The sequence below is a fragment of the Halomonas sp. IOP_14 genome, assembly GCF_021021315.1.
Taxonomy (GTDB): Bacteria; Pseudomonadota; Gammaproteobacteria; order Pseudomonadales; family Halomonadaceae; genus Vreelandella; species Vreelandella titanicae.
On the sequence record NZ_JAINWD010000007.1, the window covers coordinates 105539 to 122120 of the forward strand.

The following is a 16582-nucleotide window of genomic DNA, read 5'->3' on the forward strand; positions in this document are numbered from 1 at the left end:
AGCTAACTACACCTGCCCATAGCGCCCTGCCGCCTCGCCAAGCCAGCGGCGCACCAGGACAGCGGTAACGTCTGGGCTGCCCTGCAGCGTTTGGGCCATGGCCGTTACCCGCTCTAGCAGGTCGGCATCGCGTTCCAGGTCGGCAATTTTCATCTGCGCAAGGCCGGTTTGGCGGGTGCCGAGCACTTCGCCGGGGCCGCGGATTTCCAAGTCTTTCTCGGCGATGCGGAAGCCATCGGTGGTTTCGCGCATGACCGCCAAGCGCTGGCGGGAGCTTTTCGACAGCGGCGGGTGGTAGAGCAGCACACAGAAGCTTTCCGTGCTGCCACGCCCTACCCGGCCGCGCAGTTGGTGCAGTTGGGAAAGCCCCAGACGCTCGGGGTTTTCGATAATCATCAGGCTGGCGTTGGGTACATCCACTCCCACCTCGATCACCGTGGTAGCCACCAGCAAATCCAGCTCCCCCGCTTTGAAGGCGGTCATCACCTCGGCTTTCTCGCTCGACTTCATGCGCCCGTGAACCAAGCCCACCGCCAACTCGGGCAGCGCTATGGTTAGCTCATCGCGGGTAACCTCGGCCGCCTGGCACTGCAACGCCTCGGATTCATCAATCAACGTGCACACCCAATACGCCTGACGACCTTCGCTGCAGGCCAGCCGAATACGCTCAACCACTTCAGGGCGGCGTTCGTCGGGCACCACCACGGTTTTTACCGGTGTACGGCCGGGGGGTAGCTCGTCGATCACCGAGACATCCAGATCCGCGTAGGCGCTCATGGCCAAAGTGCGCGGAATCGGCGTGGCAGTCATGATCAACTGGTGTGGGGTTAGCCCGCCCGCCTCACCCTTCTCGCGTAACGCCAGGCGCTGATGCACGCCAAAGCGGTGCTGCTCGTCAATGATCGCCAATCCCAGGCACTGGAAGTGCACGTCGTCCTGAAACAGTGCGTGAGTGCCCACCACCATACGCGCACGCCCATCGGCAATCGCCGCTTTAGCATCCAGCCGCGCCTTGCCTTTGAGCTTGCCCGCCAGCCATGCCACTTCGATCCCCAGCGGCTCAAACCAGGCTTTAAACGAGCGGTAGTGCTGCTCAGCGAGGATTTCAGTCGGCGCCATGATCGCCGCCTGGCAGTTGCCCGCCAGGGCGCTCAGCGCGGCCATGGCGGCGACCACGGTTTTTCCCGAGCCGACATCGCCCTGGATCAGCCGCAGCATCGGTGCCGGGCGACTTAAATCGTGGCTGATCTCCTCCAGAACGCGGCGCTGGGCACCGGTTAAGGCAAACGGTAATTGGGCCAAAAAGCGCGCCTGCAGACTGCGCCCAGAGGGTAGCGTCGGTGCGCCATCCGCCTGAATACGCAGGCGAACTTCGCGCAAGCTTAGTTGGTGGGCGAGCAGCTCTTCCAGCGCCAGCCGCCGAGTGGCCGGGTGCTGGCCACTGGTCAACTGCTCTATATTCACATCGGGAGGCGGCTGGTGCAGCAAGTGCAGGCTGGCGTGTAGGCCTGGCAACTGAAAGCGTTGAAGCAGGGCATCGGGTATTACATCGGGCAAGGCCTCGGGGGCGCTGTCCAGTAAACCGAGCGCCTGCTGCGCCAGAGCACGCAGCCGCGGCTGGTTCAACCCTTCGGTGGTGGGATAAATAGGCGTGAAATACTCCTCCACCGGGGTCTCACTACCGCCACTGAGCCGGTATTCCGGGTGGTAGATCTCTAAACCGGTCGCCCCAGCCCGCGCTTCGCCAAAGGCGCGCACGGTCGCACCTGGGCGCATCTGTTGCTGCTGGGCCGGTGAGAAGTGGAAAAACCGCAGACTCAAAATACCGCTAGCATCACGCAGGCGCACCAGCAGGCTGCGGCGGCGCCCTTTGACTACGTCGCAAGCGGTCACTTCGCCCTCTATCACCGCCTCCTGACCTGCACGCAGCAGGCCAATAGGCGTAAGCCGCGTGCGATCCTGATAGCGCAGCGGCAGGTGGAACAACAGGTCGCTTACCTGCTCGATACCCAATCGACCCAGTTTCAGCGCCAGCGCTTCGCCCACGCCCTTCAGCGCGGTGATGGGCGCGGAAAGATCACTCATAGGGCGCTTTTCACGGCTTTAGTAGGTTGGCGGCAGTGGCTGATCGCCTGAATCAGCGCCTCAATAGCCTTGGGACGGGGAAAGCTCGCCCGCCAGGCGATCGCCACGGTGCGCGACGGCGCTGGCTCCACAAAGGGCCGACTGGCCAGCATGGCATTTTCATACTGGTCGGTGCCCAACGCCGACTGCGGCAGCACCGTAATACCTAATCGAGAGGCCACCATATGGCGAATGGTTTCCAGCGACCCGCCTTCGGCGATCAGCGTATTGTTGGGGCTGTTGAGTTTTTGGGTAATCGCCGGGCAGGCTTCCAGAATTTGATCCCGAAAACAGTGCCCTTCGCCGAGCAGCAGCAGGCGCTCTTCGAGTAAGTCCTCTTTATTGATCGCTTCCCGCTCGACCCATGGGTGGTTAGCGGGAATGAGAACTTCAAAGGCTTCGTCGTAGATTGGCTTGGTGACCACATCGGTTTCAGTAAACGGCAATGCCACAATAATCACATCCAGCTCACCGCTTCTTAGCTTGGCGCGCAGCGTACCGGTCATGCCCTCTTCAATATACAGCGGCATTTGCGGGGCCGCGTTCGCCAGGGCAGGCACTAGATGGGGAAACAGGTAGGGCCCAATGGTGTAAATCGCCCCAATGCGCAGCGGGTTGGCCAACTGATCTTTACCCGCACTGGCGAGCTCAAAAATCAGGCTACTCTGCTCCAGCACACGCTGGGCCTGGGCGACGATTTTTTCACCCAGCGGGGTAACTTGGACGGTGGACTTGGAACGCTCAAAGAGCGGCGTTTCGAGCTCTTCTTCCAGCTTTTTCACCGCCACCGAGAGCGTGGGCTGTGAAACGTGGCAGCGTTCCGCCGCACGGCCAAAGTGACGCTCCTGGGCAAGGGTTACGATGTAGCGAAGTTCTGTTAAAGTCATAGCGGTGCCAGTGGCATCCTCTCGTAGCAGCTCGTGACTAGGGCTTGTATGAAAAAAGTAAAGTGATGTATGCAAGGCCTTGCATCATGACAGTCAGCGAGACGGAAAAGGACAAGCAAGCTCTGCCGTCGGTCTTCTCAACCGACAATATCTCGGTTCAATGTCATCGTTGGTAGAGACTTTGCATCTAATAGGGAATATTAATCAAGAGGAGTGAGCACGGTGAAGCTAACCGTACTGATTATCGGCTGTGGCGATTTAGGGATCAACCTTGGGCGCGAGCTGCTTGAGGAAGGGCACCAAGTGATTGGCCTACGCCGCAACGTGGAAGCCTTAAAAGACACCGGCATTACACCGCTGGCGTTAGATCTGGATAGCCTTGAAGAGGCCGATGCCAAAAGCCTGCCCCAGGCTGACTATGTGGTCTATACCGTCAGCGCTGACCGTTTCGAAGAGAGCGCGTATCAAAGCGCCTATCCGGAAGGTTTAAAGCGCGTGCTGAGCGTGATGGAGCAGCACAAAACGCCTCCACGTAGGGTGTTTTTCGTCTCTTCAACTAGCGTGCATGGCCAGCAGGAGGGCGAGGTCGTTAACGAAGAGAGCCCCACCGACCCCACTAGCTTCTCTGGCACCCTAATGTGCGAGGCTGAGCAGGCGCTGATCAATCACCCCCTGCCGGGCACGGTGATTCGCTTTTCCGGCATTTACGGCCCTGGCCGCGATCGACTGATTCATCAGGTTGCTGAAGGCCGCGTGGCTGCGATCACTCCTGTGGTCTACTCCAATCGCATCCACCGCGACGACTGCACAGGTATTATTGCCCACCTGATTCGCTATCAGGAGCGCGGTGAGACGCTGGATGATATCTACCTGGGCAGCGACTGCGAACCGGTCACCATGCATAACGTAATGATGTGGCTGGCCGAGCAGTTAAAAGTAGAGGCCACAGAGACCATGCAGTCCCCTTTACGTCGGCGAACGAGCAAACGCTGCGATAACCAGCGCATATTGAGCACTGGTTATCAGTTCCGCTTTCCCAGCTACCGCGAAGGCTATGCACAGGTACTCAAAGAGGGCGGCTTTCTAGAGCTAAACAAAGCCTAGTCACCGATAACCATCACCGCTTCCGCTTCCACCTGGCTGCCTTTGGGTAGTGCTTTGACGCCAACGGCGGCACGGGCGGGGAAAGGAGCGGTGAAGAACTCCTCCATGACTTGGTTAACAATCGCAAAGTTATCCAAGTCCACCAGGTACAGATTCAGCTTCACGATATCGCTTAGCGAACCCGCTGCTTCTTCGCACACTGCCTGAAGGTTGGTGAAAACTTGGCGTGCCTGAGCTTCAAAATCCTCTGACACAATCGCCATGGTCGCGGGATCCAGCGGGATCTGGCCAGAGAGATAAACCGTGTTGCCCGCTTTAATGGCCTGGGAGTAAGGACCAATAGCCGCGGGGGCTTTGCTGGTGTTGATAACGGCCTTATTGCTCATACGTTGTTTCGCTCCTGTAATGGGTAACACTTAATTATTTGATACTGAAAAATAGCAATCGCTGCCGATTTATATCAGCATGTTGTTATGTATAGTATTAATTAGCGAGTCGGGTAATTTTGCCAACGTTGGGAAGGTTACGGATGCGTTTAATGATGCGTGCCAGATGCACACGACCTTTCACCGACAGCGTCAGATTGACGGTGGAAAGGTGGGCATCGCGCTCTTCAATACCAATCCGCTCAATATTGGCATCGGCATCGGTGACCAGCCCGGCAAGCTCTGCTACTAGCCCACGACGGCTCTCAATTTCGATACGCAGCGCGACCGGGAAATCTTCATCAATGGTGTCCGACCACTCCAGCGCGAAGAGCTTATCAGGGTCATTTTTATCGGCGAAGTTCTTATCCACCACGTTTTTACACTCAGCGCGATGCACCACCAACCCTTTGCCTGTGGAAAGGTGGCCCACCACGGGGTCGCCTGGTAGCGGATGGCAGCAGCGCGCAAAGTTAATCACCATGCCTTCGCTGCCGCTGATCATGACGGCTTTGCTGCCCTCCCCGCCTACAGGGTGCTCATAGCTTTCGCCATGCGCCGCAGCCACTAGGCGGCGTGCCACCACGTGGGTCATGCGGTTGCCCATCCCGAGCGACTCCAACAGAGCATCCTCAGAAGAGACATCCAACTCTTTGAAGGCGCGCTTAAGGGCGCTCTCATCCAGTTCTTCCAGGCTGGTATCGAATGGCGCCAGGGCTTTATTGAGCAACCGTCGTCCCAGCATGACCGCTTCGGTCTGCTGCTGATATTTAAGCGCGTGACGGATTGCCGAACGCGCCTTTGCGGTGGTCACAAAATTGAGCCAGGTAATATTGGGCTTCGCACCGGGGGCGGTGATAATTTCCAGCGTCTGTCCGCTCTCTAAGCGCGTCGAGAGCGGCGCCAAATGGCGATCAATGCGGCAAGCGATACAGTTATTGCCGATATCCGTGTGCACGGTGTAGGCGAAGTCGATTACGGTAGCGCCCTGGGGCAGCTCCATAATATCGCCTTTAGGTGTGAACACGTAGATATCGTCGGGGAACAGGTCGTTTTTAACGTGCTCGATAAACTCCAGCGAGTCGCCAGCGTGGCGCTGCATTTCCAGCAGGCCCTTAACCCAGGCGCGAGCACGTGCATGGCTGCCCTCGGCAATCGGATGGGAAGTCTGCCCCGCTTTATAAAGCCAGTGGGCAGCGATACCGTTATTGGCCATGGCCTCCATTTCACGGGTGCGTATCTGCACCTCAATGGGCATACCGCGGGAACCAAACAAGGTGGTATGCAGGCTCTGGTAACCGTTAGCTTTGGGAATCGCAATGTAGTCTTTAAAGCGCCCCGGTACCGGCTTATAGAGGTTATGCACCACGCCTAGAATACGGTAGCAGCTGGCCACATCTTCGGTAATGATGCGAAAGCCAAACACATCCATAATTTCGACAAAGGGCTTACGCTGGTCGCGCATTTTTTTATAGATCGACAGCAGATGCTTTTGGCGTCCAATGACGGTGCCATTAAGCCCGTCATCGTCCAGGCTTTTTTGCAGGGAGGACTGTATTTCGCGCATGGCACTACGCCGGTGCCCCCGCGCTTTAGCAACCGCACGCTTGATGCGCTCCGAGCGCATGGGGTGAATCGCCTGAAAGGAGAGATCCTCAAGCTCGATACGAATCGTATTGATACCCAGCCGCCCGGCAATTCGCGCGTAAATTTCCAACGTTTCACGGGCGATGCGACGCTTTTTATCTGGGCGTAGGGCGCCCAGGGTGCGCATGTTATGCAACCGGTCAGCCAGCTTGACGATGATAACGCGAATATCCCGCGACATCGCCAGCACCATCTTCTGAAAATTTTCCGCCTGGGCGACGGCTTTGTCTTCAAAGGTGATTTGGGTAAGTTTGGATACCCCATCTACCAGCTCTGCTACCGGCTTGCCAAACTGAGCCTCCAGGGCTTTTTTGGATACGCCGGTGTCTTCGATAACGTCGTGCAGCATGGCGGCCATCAGGCTTTGATGATCCATGTGCATATTGGCAAGAATATTCGCTACCGCCAGTGGGTGGGTAACGTACGGCTCGCCGGAACGCCGCCGCTGACCGTCGTGGGCCTGCTCAGCATAGTAAAAGGCGCGTTTGACCTGCTGGATCTCATCCGAGGGTAAATAGCCGCCGAGTCTATCGGCCAGGTCATCAATGGTGAACATCTACCGCGCCTCTATCGGTTTCGTTGAAAACGTTAGTCGTCGATATGAGTAGGCGCCATAGCCGGGCGCGGACGAACAGCGGCTTCAACGGGCTCGTCCAGTACAGTGTGATCGACCAGGCCTGCGGCAATTTCACGCAGCGCCATCACCGTAGGTTTATCATTTTCCCAAGGTAGCAGAGCATCGCGGGAGCCGCGCGCCAGCTGGCGAGCGCGCTGAGTGGAAATCATCACCAGCTTGAAACGGTTTTCAACATTTTCAAGACAATCTTCAACGGTTACGCGAGCCATGGGAGCCTTCCTGTTATGACGGAACCGGGCCGACACCGTAGAGAACGGCGCCGACCCAGTGAAAAAATGGTGCGACAAAAATAGTGCAACGCAATAGAAAGTAGTAGAACCGTATAGATTACTCGACCGTAGGCGTCTGTGACAAGAGCGCAGCCAACAGCGGCGCGTGGCGCTCGGTCATTACCGGGCGACTTAAGCGACGGCTGATCACCAGTGACTGTAACTCCTGCAGCGCCGTGGTGAAGTCATCATTAACGACGAGGTAATCATATTCGTGGTAATGGGACATTTCACTCACCGCATCGCGCATCCGCCGGGCAATCACCGCATGCTCATCGGTGCCACGGCTAGCAAGACGTCGCTCCAGCTCCTCGCGGGAGGGCGGTAGAATGAAAATCGACACTGCATCAGGCATTTGTGTGCGTACCTGCTGGGCGCCCTGCCAGTCGATTTCCAGAATGACGTCCTGGCCTGCCGCTAGCAATACCTCTACTGCCTGGCGCGAGGTGCCGTAGTAATTATCAAATACTTTGGCATACTCGAAGAATTCACCCCGCGCGATCATCGCTTCAAACTCGGCTACATCGGTGAAATGATAATTGACGCCATTCACCTCACCCTCGCGCTTGGCACGCGTAGTGTGCGACACCGACACTTGAATCCCATCCAGGCTTTCGATTAGCTCGCGCACCAAGCTAGTCTTGCCGGCACCTGAGGGGGCAGAAACGATAAACAGCGTACCTTGGGACATGAAGTACTTTCCCTTCAGTTAGCAAAATAAGTAGCGGAAAACGTAGTAAACGCAAGTAAAGCGACTGCAGCAGAGCAGCAAGGCTGCGCAGTATCGCACACCCAGCGCGACGACTGTAGCGTTGGTGGTGACATACAGGGAGGTAGGCATGCGCAGTACGCTATTTATTTTAGCCTTGATTGCGCTGGGCGTAGCCCTGCAAAAAGGCATCATTGAGATTCCCCGCCACTGGGCGCCATGGGCTCCGCTGCATATTGACGACCCCATCACGCCGGTCACGCAACTGAAGCTAAGCCGCTTGGCGGATGACCGCAATGGCTGTTTAGCTGCGCTAGATACCGTCCCTGAAGGTAAGCTGCGCTACACACCATTGGCCGATTACGCCCCCACGGCGAGCTGCCCACTTTCTAATATCGTGCGCATGCACTCTAGCGGGGTCGCGTTCAACCAGAGTTTCGTGGCCTCCTGCCCGATGGCGCTGGCGTGGGTCATGTATGAACGCCACGCGTTACAGCCTGCCGCCGAGGAGATTATGGGTAGCCGAGTGAGCCAGGTTAACCACGTAGGTAGCTTTGCCTGCCGTAACGTTTATGGCCGCGAAGCCGGCAGGCGCAGCGAACACGCCACCGCCGAAGCGCTGGATGTAGTGGGATTTCAGTTTGAGAATGGCCAGCGTATTACGCTGATCAATGACTGGGATGATGAAGGCGAGGTAGGTGAGTTTTTACGCGCTGCGCGGGATGGCGCCTGCCATACCTTCGGTAATGTATTGGGGCCCGATTACAACGCCGCGCATGCGGATCACTTTCATATGGGCATGCGCGGATTTAGGCTGTGTCGCTAAGAGATCAACCATTACTTATTCGAGATTGATGTCATCTGCATCGGTGGCGGCACCGGTGGCAGCACCAACGCCACCGCCGATAACGGCGCCTTGAACGACGCTACCACCGGTTACGGCTGCGGCACCCGCGCCAATGGCAGCACCGACACCCGCGCCGCTAGTAGCGCGCTCTCCGGTAGTGGTACCACAACCCACCAAGCCAATGGTTAACGCCACCACCGCGCCGAGGGTCAATATGCGTGTCAAATTCAATACCTGAATGTGCATGGTCATCTCCTTATGGGTTACTACTCTTACACAGTAGAGAGAATTCGACTTTTTAGCCATGTTAATTATCACTGTTCGATAACTAGGCAGCTGGCCAATCACAATGCAACGTTAGCCAACGCTAGGCTCGCTGGGCCACGGCGCCGTAGGTGCGCTTTTCCAACCATCGCCCAGCGGCAAAAATCACCAAGCCACAGAGTGCCAATCCCGCACCGACCAAGCCCGTGCTCGACCAGCTAAAGCCAGCGCTGATTGCCAAGCCAGCAAGCCACGCCCCTAGGGCATTGGCACCGTTAAAGGCCGCGTGGTTGAGTGAGGCCGCCATGGTTTGGGCATCTTCCGCCACATCCATCAAGCGGGTTTGTAATGAAGGCGCTAGTGCCATACTGGTGCCCACTAGGCCAACAAACAGCAGCCCCGTCCAAACGTTATTCGCCGCAAAGTAAAACAACCCTTGTACCACGCCACACCAGAGCAGAATGGTAGGTATGGCACGCATCAGGTTTTTATCCGCCATGCGCCCGCCGATTAAGTTACCGGCAATAGAGCCCAGGCCGAAAATGACCAGCACCAACGGCCCCAGCGCTTCGCTCATACCCGCCTGCTGGGTTAATGTCGGCATCACATAGCTAAAAATGGCGAACATGCCGCCGCAGCCGATGCAGGCAAGCGCCAGGGTAACCAACACCCGCTGCTTAAGCAGCGCTGACAGCTCACGCACCGGGCTTGCTAGAGTATCGACGGGCTGCACCGGTACATAGAATCGGATCAACAGGGCGGTGAGCAACGCAATGCCACCGACACCCGCAAAGGCGATCTGCCAGCCCAACAGGTTACCCGCCCAGGTACCCAGCGGCGCACCGATCAGAATCGCCACGGTTAAGCCCATCATCACCCGAGAAACGGCCCGCGCCCGTTGGTCTATCGGCACTGCCCCCGCGGCCACCAGTGCGGCGATGCCAAAATAGGCGCCGTGAGGCAAGCCAGCCAGAAAACGCAGCCCTACGAATGACCAGAACCCTGGTGCCATGGCACTGGCAATATTGCCCACCGCAAATACCAGCATCAGCATAATCAACAGCGACCGCCTAGGTACTCGCGCGGCCAGCGCCGAAATCAGCGGCGCACCGACTACCACGCCCAAGGCGTAGCTGCTTATTGCGTAACCCACTTGAGGCACCGTTACCGCTAAATCACCCGCCACACGGTTCATCAGGCCCATAATGACGAACTCGCTGGTGCCAATCCCAAATCCACCCAGCGCCAACACAAATTCGGCCAAGCGCGGGTTACGCGCCAGCCCTTGAGACGACGATGCTGTCGAATCCTGCATGTTTAACTCCTTGGGATACCACCCTGTTGGCATCTCGATTAGCGCTAAATGATCGCAGGATTAGACGAAAGTAGAAACATGCTGCGTTTAAAAAGTTAGCGGGCGAACACAATCGTTAAGTTGGGTTGAATAGGAAATGTTTGGATAAGGTGTTTGGCGGTCAGGCGATAGGGGATTCCACTGAAAGCAACCGCTCACGCAGACGACGGTTACGCGGCACCAAGCCGGTTTGCAGACCCAAGGGGCGGAATACTTGGTTTAGCAGAGCCAGTGTAGGGCTTGCCTTATCGGCTTCCAGATCAGACAAGGTGCGGCGACTGATACCCACCAGCTCGGCATATTGTGTCTGCGACATTCCCAATACTTCGCGGCGTAGTTGACGCAGCACCTGCCCTGAGCTGATCTCTTCCCGCAGCAACTGGGACAATAGCGCCATAAGTAGTGCCTCGCGCTCAATGCTAGAGAGTTCTTTGCGTTTCATACCAGCCCCCAGCGGCGCAGCTTAGCATCCAGATAATCAACCCCCACCGCGTTTATTCCCAACTGCGTGACCCAGTAACGGCGGCTAGCCCCGGAAGGCATGATATCGTCTAAAAAAGCGAACCAGCGTGGCGATTGATGGGTATTCATTAGCTCAATGGGTAAACGCAGGCTGCAAGCATGCACGTCATCGCAATCCAGCCATTGAAGGGCATAATCGGTGATATAGCCCAAACGCGCAGGCCCTCGGCGACCTTGCGCTGGATACTCAATCACCAGCTCAGCGGCATCGTGCCTCTGGCCATGATGAAATGCCTGGATGGTTAGCAACGTGGGCCACCTTAATTGAGCAGTTAATAACTGAGCAGCTTAATGCTCAATAGTGTAGTTCAAGACACAGTAATGTGCATTTTAATGCTCATAAATATATAAAAACCCAATTAGTGAGCAATATAATACTCATTTTAACCAGGAGTAATAATGCCAGCTGATGACCCATCTTTTAACACGATCGAGCACGCCATGGCTGAACTCGCCAAGGCCGACACCGATATCGCCCGTGCCCTGCCTCTAGTGGGGGCGCCATCCCCCCGGGAGCGCGATAAAGGCTTTGCGACGTTCTTCTCGACTATCGTTAGCCAGCAGCTATCTACCGAAGCGGCTCGCGCGATTATGGGTCGTGTAAATACACTGCTGCCCGAGCTTCACGCCAAGGCAGTGATGGAGGTAGAGGGCCAAGCGCTACGCGATGCGGGGCTTTCCTGGCGCAAGATCGAGTACGCTAAAGGGCTGGCTGAAGCAGAGTTGGCAGGCACTTTTAGCGCCGTGGGGCTTGAACAGCTAAGCGATGATGAAGCCATTGCCGCGATTACCGAGCTACGCGGCTTTGGCCGTTGGAGTGCCGAGATCTATCTGATGTTCTCGCTGCAACGCCCGGATATCTTTCCCGCTGACGACCTCGCCCTACGAGTGGCGCTTGGCCGCTTAAAAGGCATGGACGATAAACCCACGCCTAAACAGGCCCGCCAGTTGGTGGAGCACTGGGCGCCCTGGCGCAGCGTGGGTTCGCTGTTTCTGTGGCACTACTATCGCGGCGAGCCGTTATGAAGCATAAAACCAGCTAGAATCGCTTTCTCAACATGTTTACTTCAATAAGAATAATGGTGTTATGAATTTAAAAGCATTACGTCTGTTTAGGCTAACCGTACTACACGGCTCTCTTTCAGCGGCAGCTCAATCCGTCAATCTGAGCCAACCAGCCGCCAGCCGCCTGATATCCGCCTTGGAAGGAGAGCTGAAGCTTTCTCTCTTTGTACGCAATCATCAGAAGTTGTCATTGACCCAGGAGGGAGAGCGCTTCTACCGGGAAGCCGAGCATATTCTCAATGGCGTTGAAGAAATTCCTTCTATTGCCTGTGAAATCAGGCAGCGCAGCGTAGAGGCGCTTCGAATTATTACTTCTGCCCCGCTAGGAGCCACCCTGCTGCCATCAGTTGTCGGACAACTGCGATCAACCTGCCAAGAGCTCAACTGTAAGATCGACATCGGTAGCCGGTTTGATGTCGAGCGCCTTGTAGGCTCCCGCCGATACAACCTGGGACTTCTATCGTTACCAGTTGAGAATGCGATTGTCGATTTATCGGTCACGCCTATTCTCAAGGCACGCACCCAGGTACTACTACCCTTCGATCACCCACTGGCTGAGCAGGCGAGCATTTCGATAGAGGCACTAGCGGAGATGCCCTTTGTCACACTCAGGCCAAAACAAATCTGGCGACAACGCCTGGATCGACTGTTCGAAACCATCGGCCAGAGGCCTCGTATCGCACTGGAAGTTGGTTCAACACAGCTGGTGCCAAGTTTTGTGGAGGCGGGCTTTGGCCTTGGTTTACTGGATAGGGCGTGCTGCGGCTCCAGCCTCAATGGCAAGACGGTCATGCGCCCTTTATCACCGGCGAGTGAGCTCACCTATGCCTGTATTCTGCCGCCCGCCGGGCAGCGTCCTATTGCGCAGCGCTTCATTGAAGCGCTGCGCCAGGATCTAGAGGAGAAATGTGAACGGGAACGTGCCTTCGCTGACAACATCAGTGTTCTGCCCACCCCCGAGCATGCTGAGTAAAGGCATACACAACCCGAACGGCGAACTACAACGGCAGGACGTAACCGATAAGCAGTCGGTTTTCATCAATATTGCTGGAAAAGTTGGCCCGTCGAACGGCATTCCTCCAGCGTAGTGACAGCCCTTTGAGTGGCCCGCTCTGCAGTATGTACTCCACATCAAGATCCCGTTCCCACTCACGCCCTTCACCGACATACCCTGCTACCGTAGCGTTATCTCCTGTTGTATAGCGAGCGGTGAACGTAAGCCCAGGGATACCGGCATCAGTAAAATCATAATCGTAACGGGCATGCCATACGCGCTGTCCGGTTTCTGTAAAGTTGCTGAATTGCATTTGGGAGAAAAGATAAACCGTTGTCCCATTCACGTAAGTGAAAGGCGTACTACCAAACTGCTCCTGATAACCACCACTCCAGACATGACCGTTCAACCGATAGCGTAGTCGACTACTGGCTGCCCGGTTATCAACCTCTCCGGCCATGGCCGCACCCGACTCGTCGGACGAGAAATAGCGAAGATCCATCCCAAAGCGCCCTTCCCCTAGATTCAGAGAGTGGCTCACACCCAGATAATGCTGATGATAGACATTCTCCAACTGAGCGAAGTGATAGCCCAACCGAGTACGGTTGGATAAACGGTAGTCGCCCCCCGCGAACTGAAATCGCTGGCTGTCTACAGCTCTATAGGCGCCGCTCTTACGGTTGATGCTTAGATCTTCGTAGTCGGTTGCATCACGCTGTCTGGTACGTGTGAGCAAGCCTGCAGTCAACTCCAGATCGTCAATATCATTTGATGTAACATTAAAGCCACGAAACGTTTGTGGAAAAAGACGGCTAGTATTCGGTCTCAGCGTGGGCAGGGCCGGTTCTAAATCACCATAGCGTAACTCACTGTTTGCGACTCTCATCTTCGCGGCAATCCCAAACTTGGCGTAATCATCCTCTGCGCGCCTGGCATAACGTGGCGCCCCTGGTGCTGGTTCATCTTCCCGGTGCAGCAAGCCAGTATTGGAGCGGGAAGGGCTGGAATCCAGCTTGAGACCGTACATACCCAGCGTATCCACACCAAAACCAACCGGACCGTCAGTAAAACCCGACTCCAGCCTTAGTAAAAAACCCTGAGCCCACTCCGCCCGCTCAGTTTGTCCACTAGTATCCAGATAATCACGTTGAATATAGTAGTTTTTGAACTCCAGCGAAGATGACATCTCATCAATAAAACTGGCCTGTGCCCAGCTGGAAAGCAGAAGAACGGGCAGGCCAATGGCCGACAACCTTACCGGTATTGTCATAAATACTCCTCATTATCATTTGTTTTGTGGGAGTGTTGGGCAAGCCAGAAGGACAACTAAACGCGTGCCCTGCTGACCTGCCTTGCTTAAAGGCTTATGGGGAATAGATAGGGGGCCTAGCTATCAGGAGCGGTATCCGGTGTCGTAACACCAAAGGCTCCCGTACGCTCAAAGGCATCAAACTGCGCTGCTGCGAACGCGGCTACTTTAACGTTGTCATGCCCTGTATCAGGCACCGTCTGGAAAGCCCAGTTAAAGTCCAGGCCGAAGCGATTAGCTTTCTGTTCGGCGGTTTTATAATAGACCCAGGCACGTTCAACTCGATGATTGCCCTGCGCCATGGCTTGATAGCTACGGCGCAGATACCGGTGCCACGGATCCGTATCTCCATCGCCTACCGTCACTAGCAGTTTTTTTGCAAACAGAAGACGTTGCTCATCCTTGTCGAGCTCAACGGGCGCATTCGCCAACCCATAAGGCCATTCATTATCGGTATCGGGTAGCGTCCACCAGCCAGCTGCCGAGCAAATTGTTGCCTGGGCCTTGCTCTCGGGTACAAACGTTATCATCCGATGCACAAACTGACAGCCCGCGCTATGGCCAAACAAATAGTAGCTATCCCGCTCGGTTTGCCCACGCTCCTGAAGATCGCTGTAGAGAGCATCAATGACGCTAAACGACCACTCCTCGGGTGGGTTTTCTTCACCATCCTCGGCGGTCAGATTTCCCAGGTTGTAGCCTGCCACTCCGGGGTAGTCTTCAGGAGAAAAGCGGGGCACCACGATAGTGAAGTTGTACTGATCCGCCGCTTCAATCCAGGCATCACGGTACTCGTCTGCATTGCGGCGTAGTCCGGTTAATACGAACACCGTGGGCGTTTGAGCGTCAGCCCCTTCGGGGGCATAGTGGTACACATCAATCTGCCGCTCTGAGTCCGGCAAGGTAAAGGTAGTCATACCACTTCCCAGTGAAAGAACTTCTCCTGCCATAACGCCTGTTGCCACGGTCATGCCACCCATCAACAACAGCCGTTTCGACCAGCGTTTTGATCTCGCGATGCTTTTTTCTCTTAATGTGCTTTTTGTCATAGTTATCGTTGTCATGCGGTTTCCTCGTTGAATGCGCTCCTTAAGCGCTTGGCACTGGCACGCGCCGATGCCGCCATCTTCAGGGCGGTCTGGCGACTTTGGCCCGTGTAGTGGAGTGGGTTAAGCGCAGCTTCTAATATCGGTAGCTCGGCATAGTGGCTGCGTACAGTTTCATTCTGGAACAGGGTGCTGGCGAAAGAGGCTCCGGTGTCTTGACTACGGGTAATCGCCTCATGGACAAGGTCGTGCGCATGTTGACGCCCAACGGTCTTGGCCAGCTCCAGCATCACCTGCTCTGACATCAACGGCGCGGCATTTGCCATCAATGTTTCCTGCATACGTGTGGGATTCGGCACCAGTCGTTCAAGTAGGGTTTGCTGACTGACCGCCAGTTGGTAAGCCAAAGCGCCAGCTTTATCCAGAAGCTTGTAGAGACGGAAATTACAGGCAGCATCCCCTTCGTGGGAGGGAAGCGCGGTTTCCAGCGCAGGCGCTGCCAAACTTCTTAGCTCAGCCGCCTGGGCGAGCAGATTGACGGCATATTTGGGATTGAACTTGTGCGGCATGGTACTGCTGCCCACAACGCCCTCATCCTGGTCTTCTGATATCTCGTCGAACTCATTTGCCATCAAGGTATACAGCTCTTGCCCAAAGCGTTCACAGCCCGCTGCAAAGAGTGCCAAGACCCCGACATATTCAACCAGCCCATCAACTGCAGCCCGGGAGTGCACCTGGGAGACACCCAGTTTCAGGCGGTCAGCCATAGCGTGCGCCAACGGCTGGCCCTGATCACCATAGCTGTGCATTGCACCACTTGCCCCACCGAAGGTCAGTACAAAGGCTCGCGCTTCGGCTGACTCAAGGCGCTGGAGATTGCGCTCCAGCTCCTCAATCCAGCCTGCCACTTTGTAGCCAAACGTGATGGGAAGCGCATGACGACGATTGGTTCTCGCCACACAGGGCCAGTCAGCACCCTTTTCGGCTAAGGTGGCAAGCAGCTCTAAATGATTGGCCAAACGCCCCTTCAGCCAGTGATGGGCGCGCTGCAACTGCAGCACCTTGCCGGTCAAGATGATGTTCTGGGTGGTGGCACCAAGATGCACATAGCCACCAGCATCGCCATGACAACGCTCTGACAATGCCCTGACCAGGGACATCACCGGCGACATGGTGCGTTCGATATCCGCCGCCAGAGCCTCAACGTTCAGTTGCTCCAAAGTGGCGCAACGAGAAATTTCATCAGCTGCCTGCTGGGGAATCATCCCCAGTTCTGCTTGGGTAATTGCCAAGGCACTTTCCACTTCTAACCACGATTGCCAGGTGGCATCACGGGAGAACAGTGAATCGGCTGAATCAGGTAGTTTTTCACACGCCAT

17 protein-coding genes are annotated in these 16582 nt (G+C 56.0%); 4 read left to right on the plus strand and 13 right to left on the minus strand.

Annotated elements, in window-relative coordinates:
- Positions 1-6: 6 nt before the first annotated feature.
- Together recG and K7H09_RS07570 are read right to left on the minus strand one after the other, a co-directional pair.
- On the minus strand, positions 7-2085 hold the full coding sequence (recG, locus tag K7H09_RS07565) for an ATP-dependent DNA helicase RecG (protein ID WP_027958725.1): 2079 nt from the start codon (positions 2083-2085) through the stop codon (positions 7-9).
- Positions 2082-3011 (minus strand): hydrogen peroxide-inducible genes activator, encoded by a 930-nt coding sequence (locus K7H09_RS07570; RefSeq protein WP_022521096.1) that lies wholly within the window; start codon positions 3009-3011, stop codon positions 2082-2084. Before K7H09_RS07570 ends, recG begins: the two co-directional genes overlap by 4 nt.
- Before the next feature lie 222 nt (positions 3012-3233).
- On the opposite strand from K7H09_RS07570, the gene K7H09_RS07575 reads away from it, so the two are divergent.
- Positions 3234-4115 carry an SDR family oxidoreductase gene (locus tag K7H09_RS07575; RefSeq protein ID WP_022521095.1) on the plus strand — a complete coding sequence of 294 codons (882 nt, stop codon included), beginning with the start codon at positions 3234-3236 and terminating at the stop codon, positions 4113-4115.
- Here K7H09_RS07575 and K7H09_RS07580 read toward each other — a convergent pair.
- The 4 genes from K7H09_RS07580 to gmk form a co-directional block, all read right to left on the minus strand.
- A complete protein-coding gene (locus tag K7H09_RS07580) occupies positions 4112-4501 on the minus strand; it encodes a RidA family protein (RefSeq protein ID WP_022521094.1) in 390 nt (129 codons plus the stop codon). The genes K7H09_RS07575 and K7H09_RS07580 overlap by 4 nt on opposite strands.
- Before the next feature lie 97 nt (positions 4502-4598).
- Positions 4599-6743, minus strand: a complete 2145-nt coding sequence (locus tag K7H09_RS07585) for a RelA/SpoT family protein (protein ID WP_041157433.1) — start codon at positions 6741-6743, stop codon at positions 4599-4601.
- A gap of 32 nt (positions 6744-6775) precedes the next feature.
- On the minus strand, positions 6776-7033 hold the full coding sequence (gene rpoZ / locus K7H09_RS07590; RefSeq protein WP_007112267.1) for a DNA-directed RNA polymerase subunit omega: 258 nt from the start codon (positions 7031-7033) through the stop codon (positions 6776-6778).
- A 118-nt stretch (positions 7034-7151) separates the two neighbouring features.
- The gene (gmk, locus tag K7H09_RS07595; RefSeq protein ID WP_161463622.1) at positions 7152-7784 is read right to left on the minus strand and encodes a guanylate kinase; all 633 of its coding nucleotides are present in this window, start codon (positions 7782-7784) and stop codon (positions 7152-7154) included.
- 148 nt (positions 7785-7932) lie between these two features.
- Here gmk and K7H09_RS07600 point away from each other — a divergent pair, with 148 nt between their 5' ends.
- Entirely contained in the window at positions 7933-8628 is a 696-nt protein-coding gene (locus tag K7H09_RS07600) for an extensin-like domain-containing protein (RefSeq protein ID WP_230804283.1), read from the plus strand.
- Between the two features lie 15 nt (positions 8629-8643).
- On the opposite strand, the gene K7H09_RS07605 is transcribed toward K7H09_RS07600, so the two are convergent.
- The 4 genes from K7H09_RS07605 to K7H09_RS07620 all read right to left on the minus strand — a co-directional run bounded on the left by K7H09_RS07605 (position 8644) and on the right by K7H09_RS07620 (position 11038).
- Positions 8644-8895, minus strand: coding sequence for a hypothetical protein (locus tag K7H09_RS07605; RefSeq protein WP_022521090.1), 252 nt, complete (start codon positions 8893-8895; stop codon positions 8644-8646).
- A 121-nt stretch (positions 8896-9016) separates the two neighbouring features.
- Positions 9017-10228, minus strand: a complete 1212-nt coding sequence (locus tag K7H09_RS07610) for an MFS transporter (protein WP_022521089.1) — start codon at positions 10226-10228, stop codon at positions 9017-9019.
- 160 nt (positions 10229-10388) lie between these two features.
- Entirely contained in the window at positions 10389-10709 is a 321-nt protein-coding gene (locus K7H09_RS07615; RefSeq protein WP_039857806.1) for a helix-turn-helix transcriptional regulator, read from the minus strand.
- Entirely contained in the window at positions 10706-11038 is a 333-nt protein-coding gene (locus tag K7H09_RS07620; protein ID WP_230804285.1) for a hypothetical protein, read from the minus strand. The genes K7H09_RS07615 and K7H09_RS07620 overlap by 4 nt, the downstream gene beginning before the upstream one ends.
- Positions 11039-11188: 150 nt before the next feature.
- Between K7H09_RS07620 and K7H09_RS07625 the strand changes: the two genes are divergently transcribed.
- Positions 11189-11815, plus strand: a complete 627-nt coding sequence (locus K7H09_RS07625; protein WP_230804289.1) for a DNA-3-methyladenine glycosylase family protein — start codon at positions 11189-11191, stop codon at positions 11813-11815.
- A gap of 61 nt (positions 11816-11876) precedes the next feature.
- Positions 11877-12827, plus strand: a complete 951-nt coding sequence (locus tag K7H09_RS07630) for a LysR family transcriptional regulator (protein WP_230804291.1) — start codon at positions 11877-11879, stop codon at positions 12825-12827.
- 25 nt (positions 12828-12852) lie between these two features.
- Here K7H09_RS07630 and K7H09_RS07635 read toward each other — a convergent pair whose 3' ends face one another.
- The 3 genes from K7H09_RS07635 to K7H09_RS07645 form a co-directional block, all read right to left on the minus strand.
- Positions 12853-14118, minus strand: a complete 1266-nt coding sequence (locus K7H09_RS07635; RefSeq protein WP_230804293.1) for an OprD family porin — start codon at positions 14116-14118, stop codon at positions 12853-12855.
- Between the two features lie 116 nt (positions 14119-14234).
- Positions 14235-15221 (minus strand): hypothetical protein, encoded by a 987-nt coding sequence (locus K7H09_RS07640; RefSeq protein ID WP_230804295.1) that lies wholly within the window; start codon positions 15219-15221, stop codon positions 14235-14237.
- Positions 15218-16582, minus strand: coding sequence for a lyase family protein (locus tag K7H09_RS07645; RefSeq protein WP_230804297.1), 1365 nt, complete (start codon positions 16580-16582; stop codon positions 15218-15220). The genes K7H09_RS07640 and K7H09_RS07645 overlap by 4 nt, the downstream gene beginning before the upstream one ends.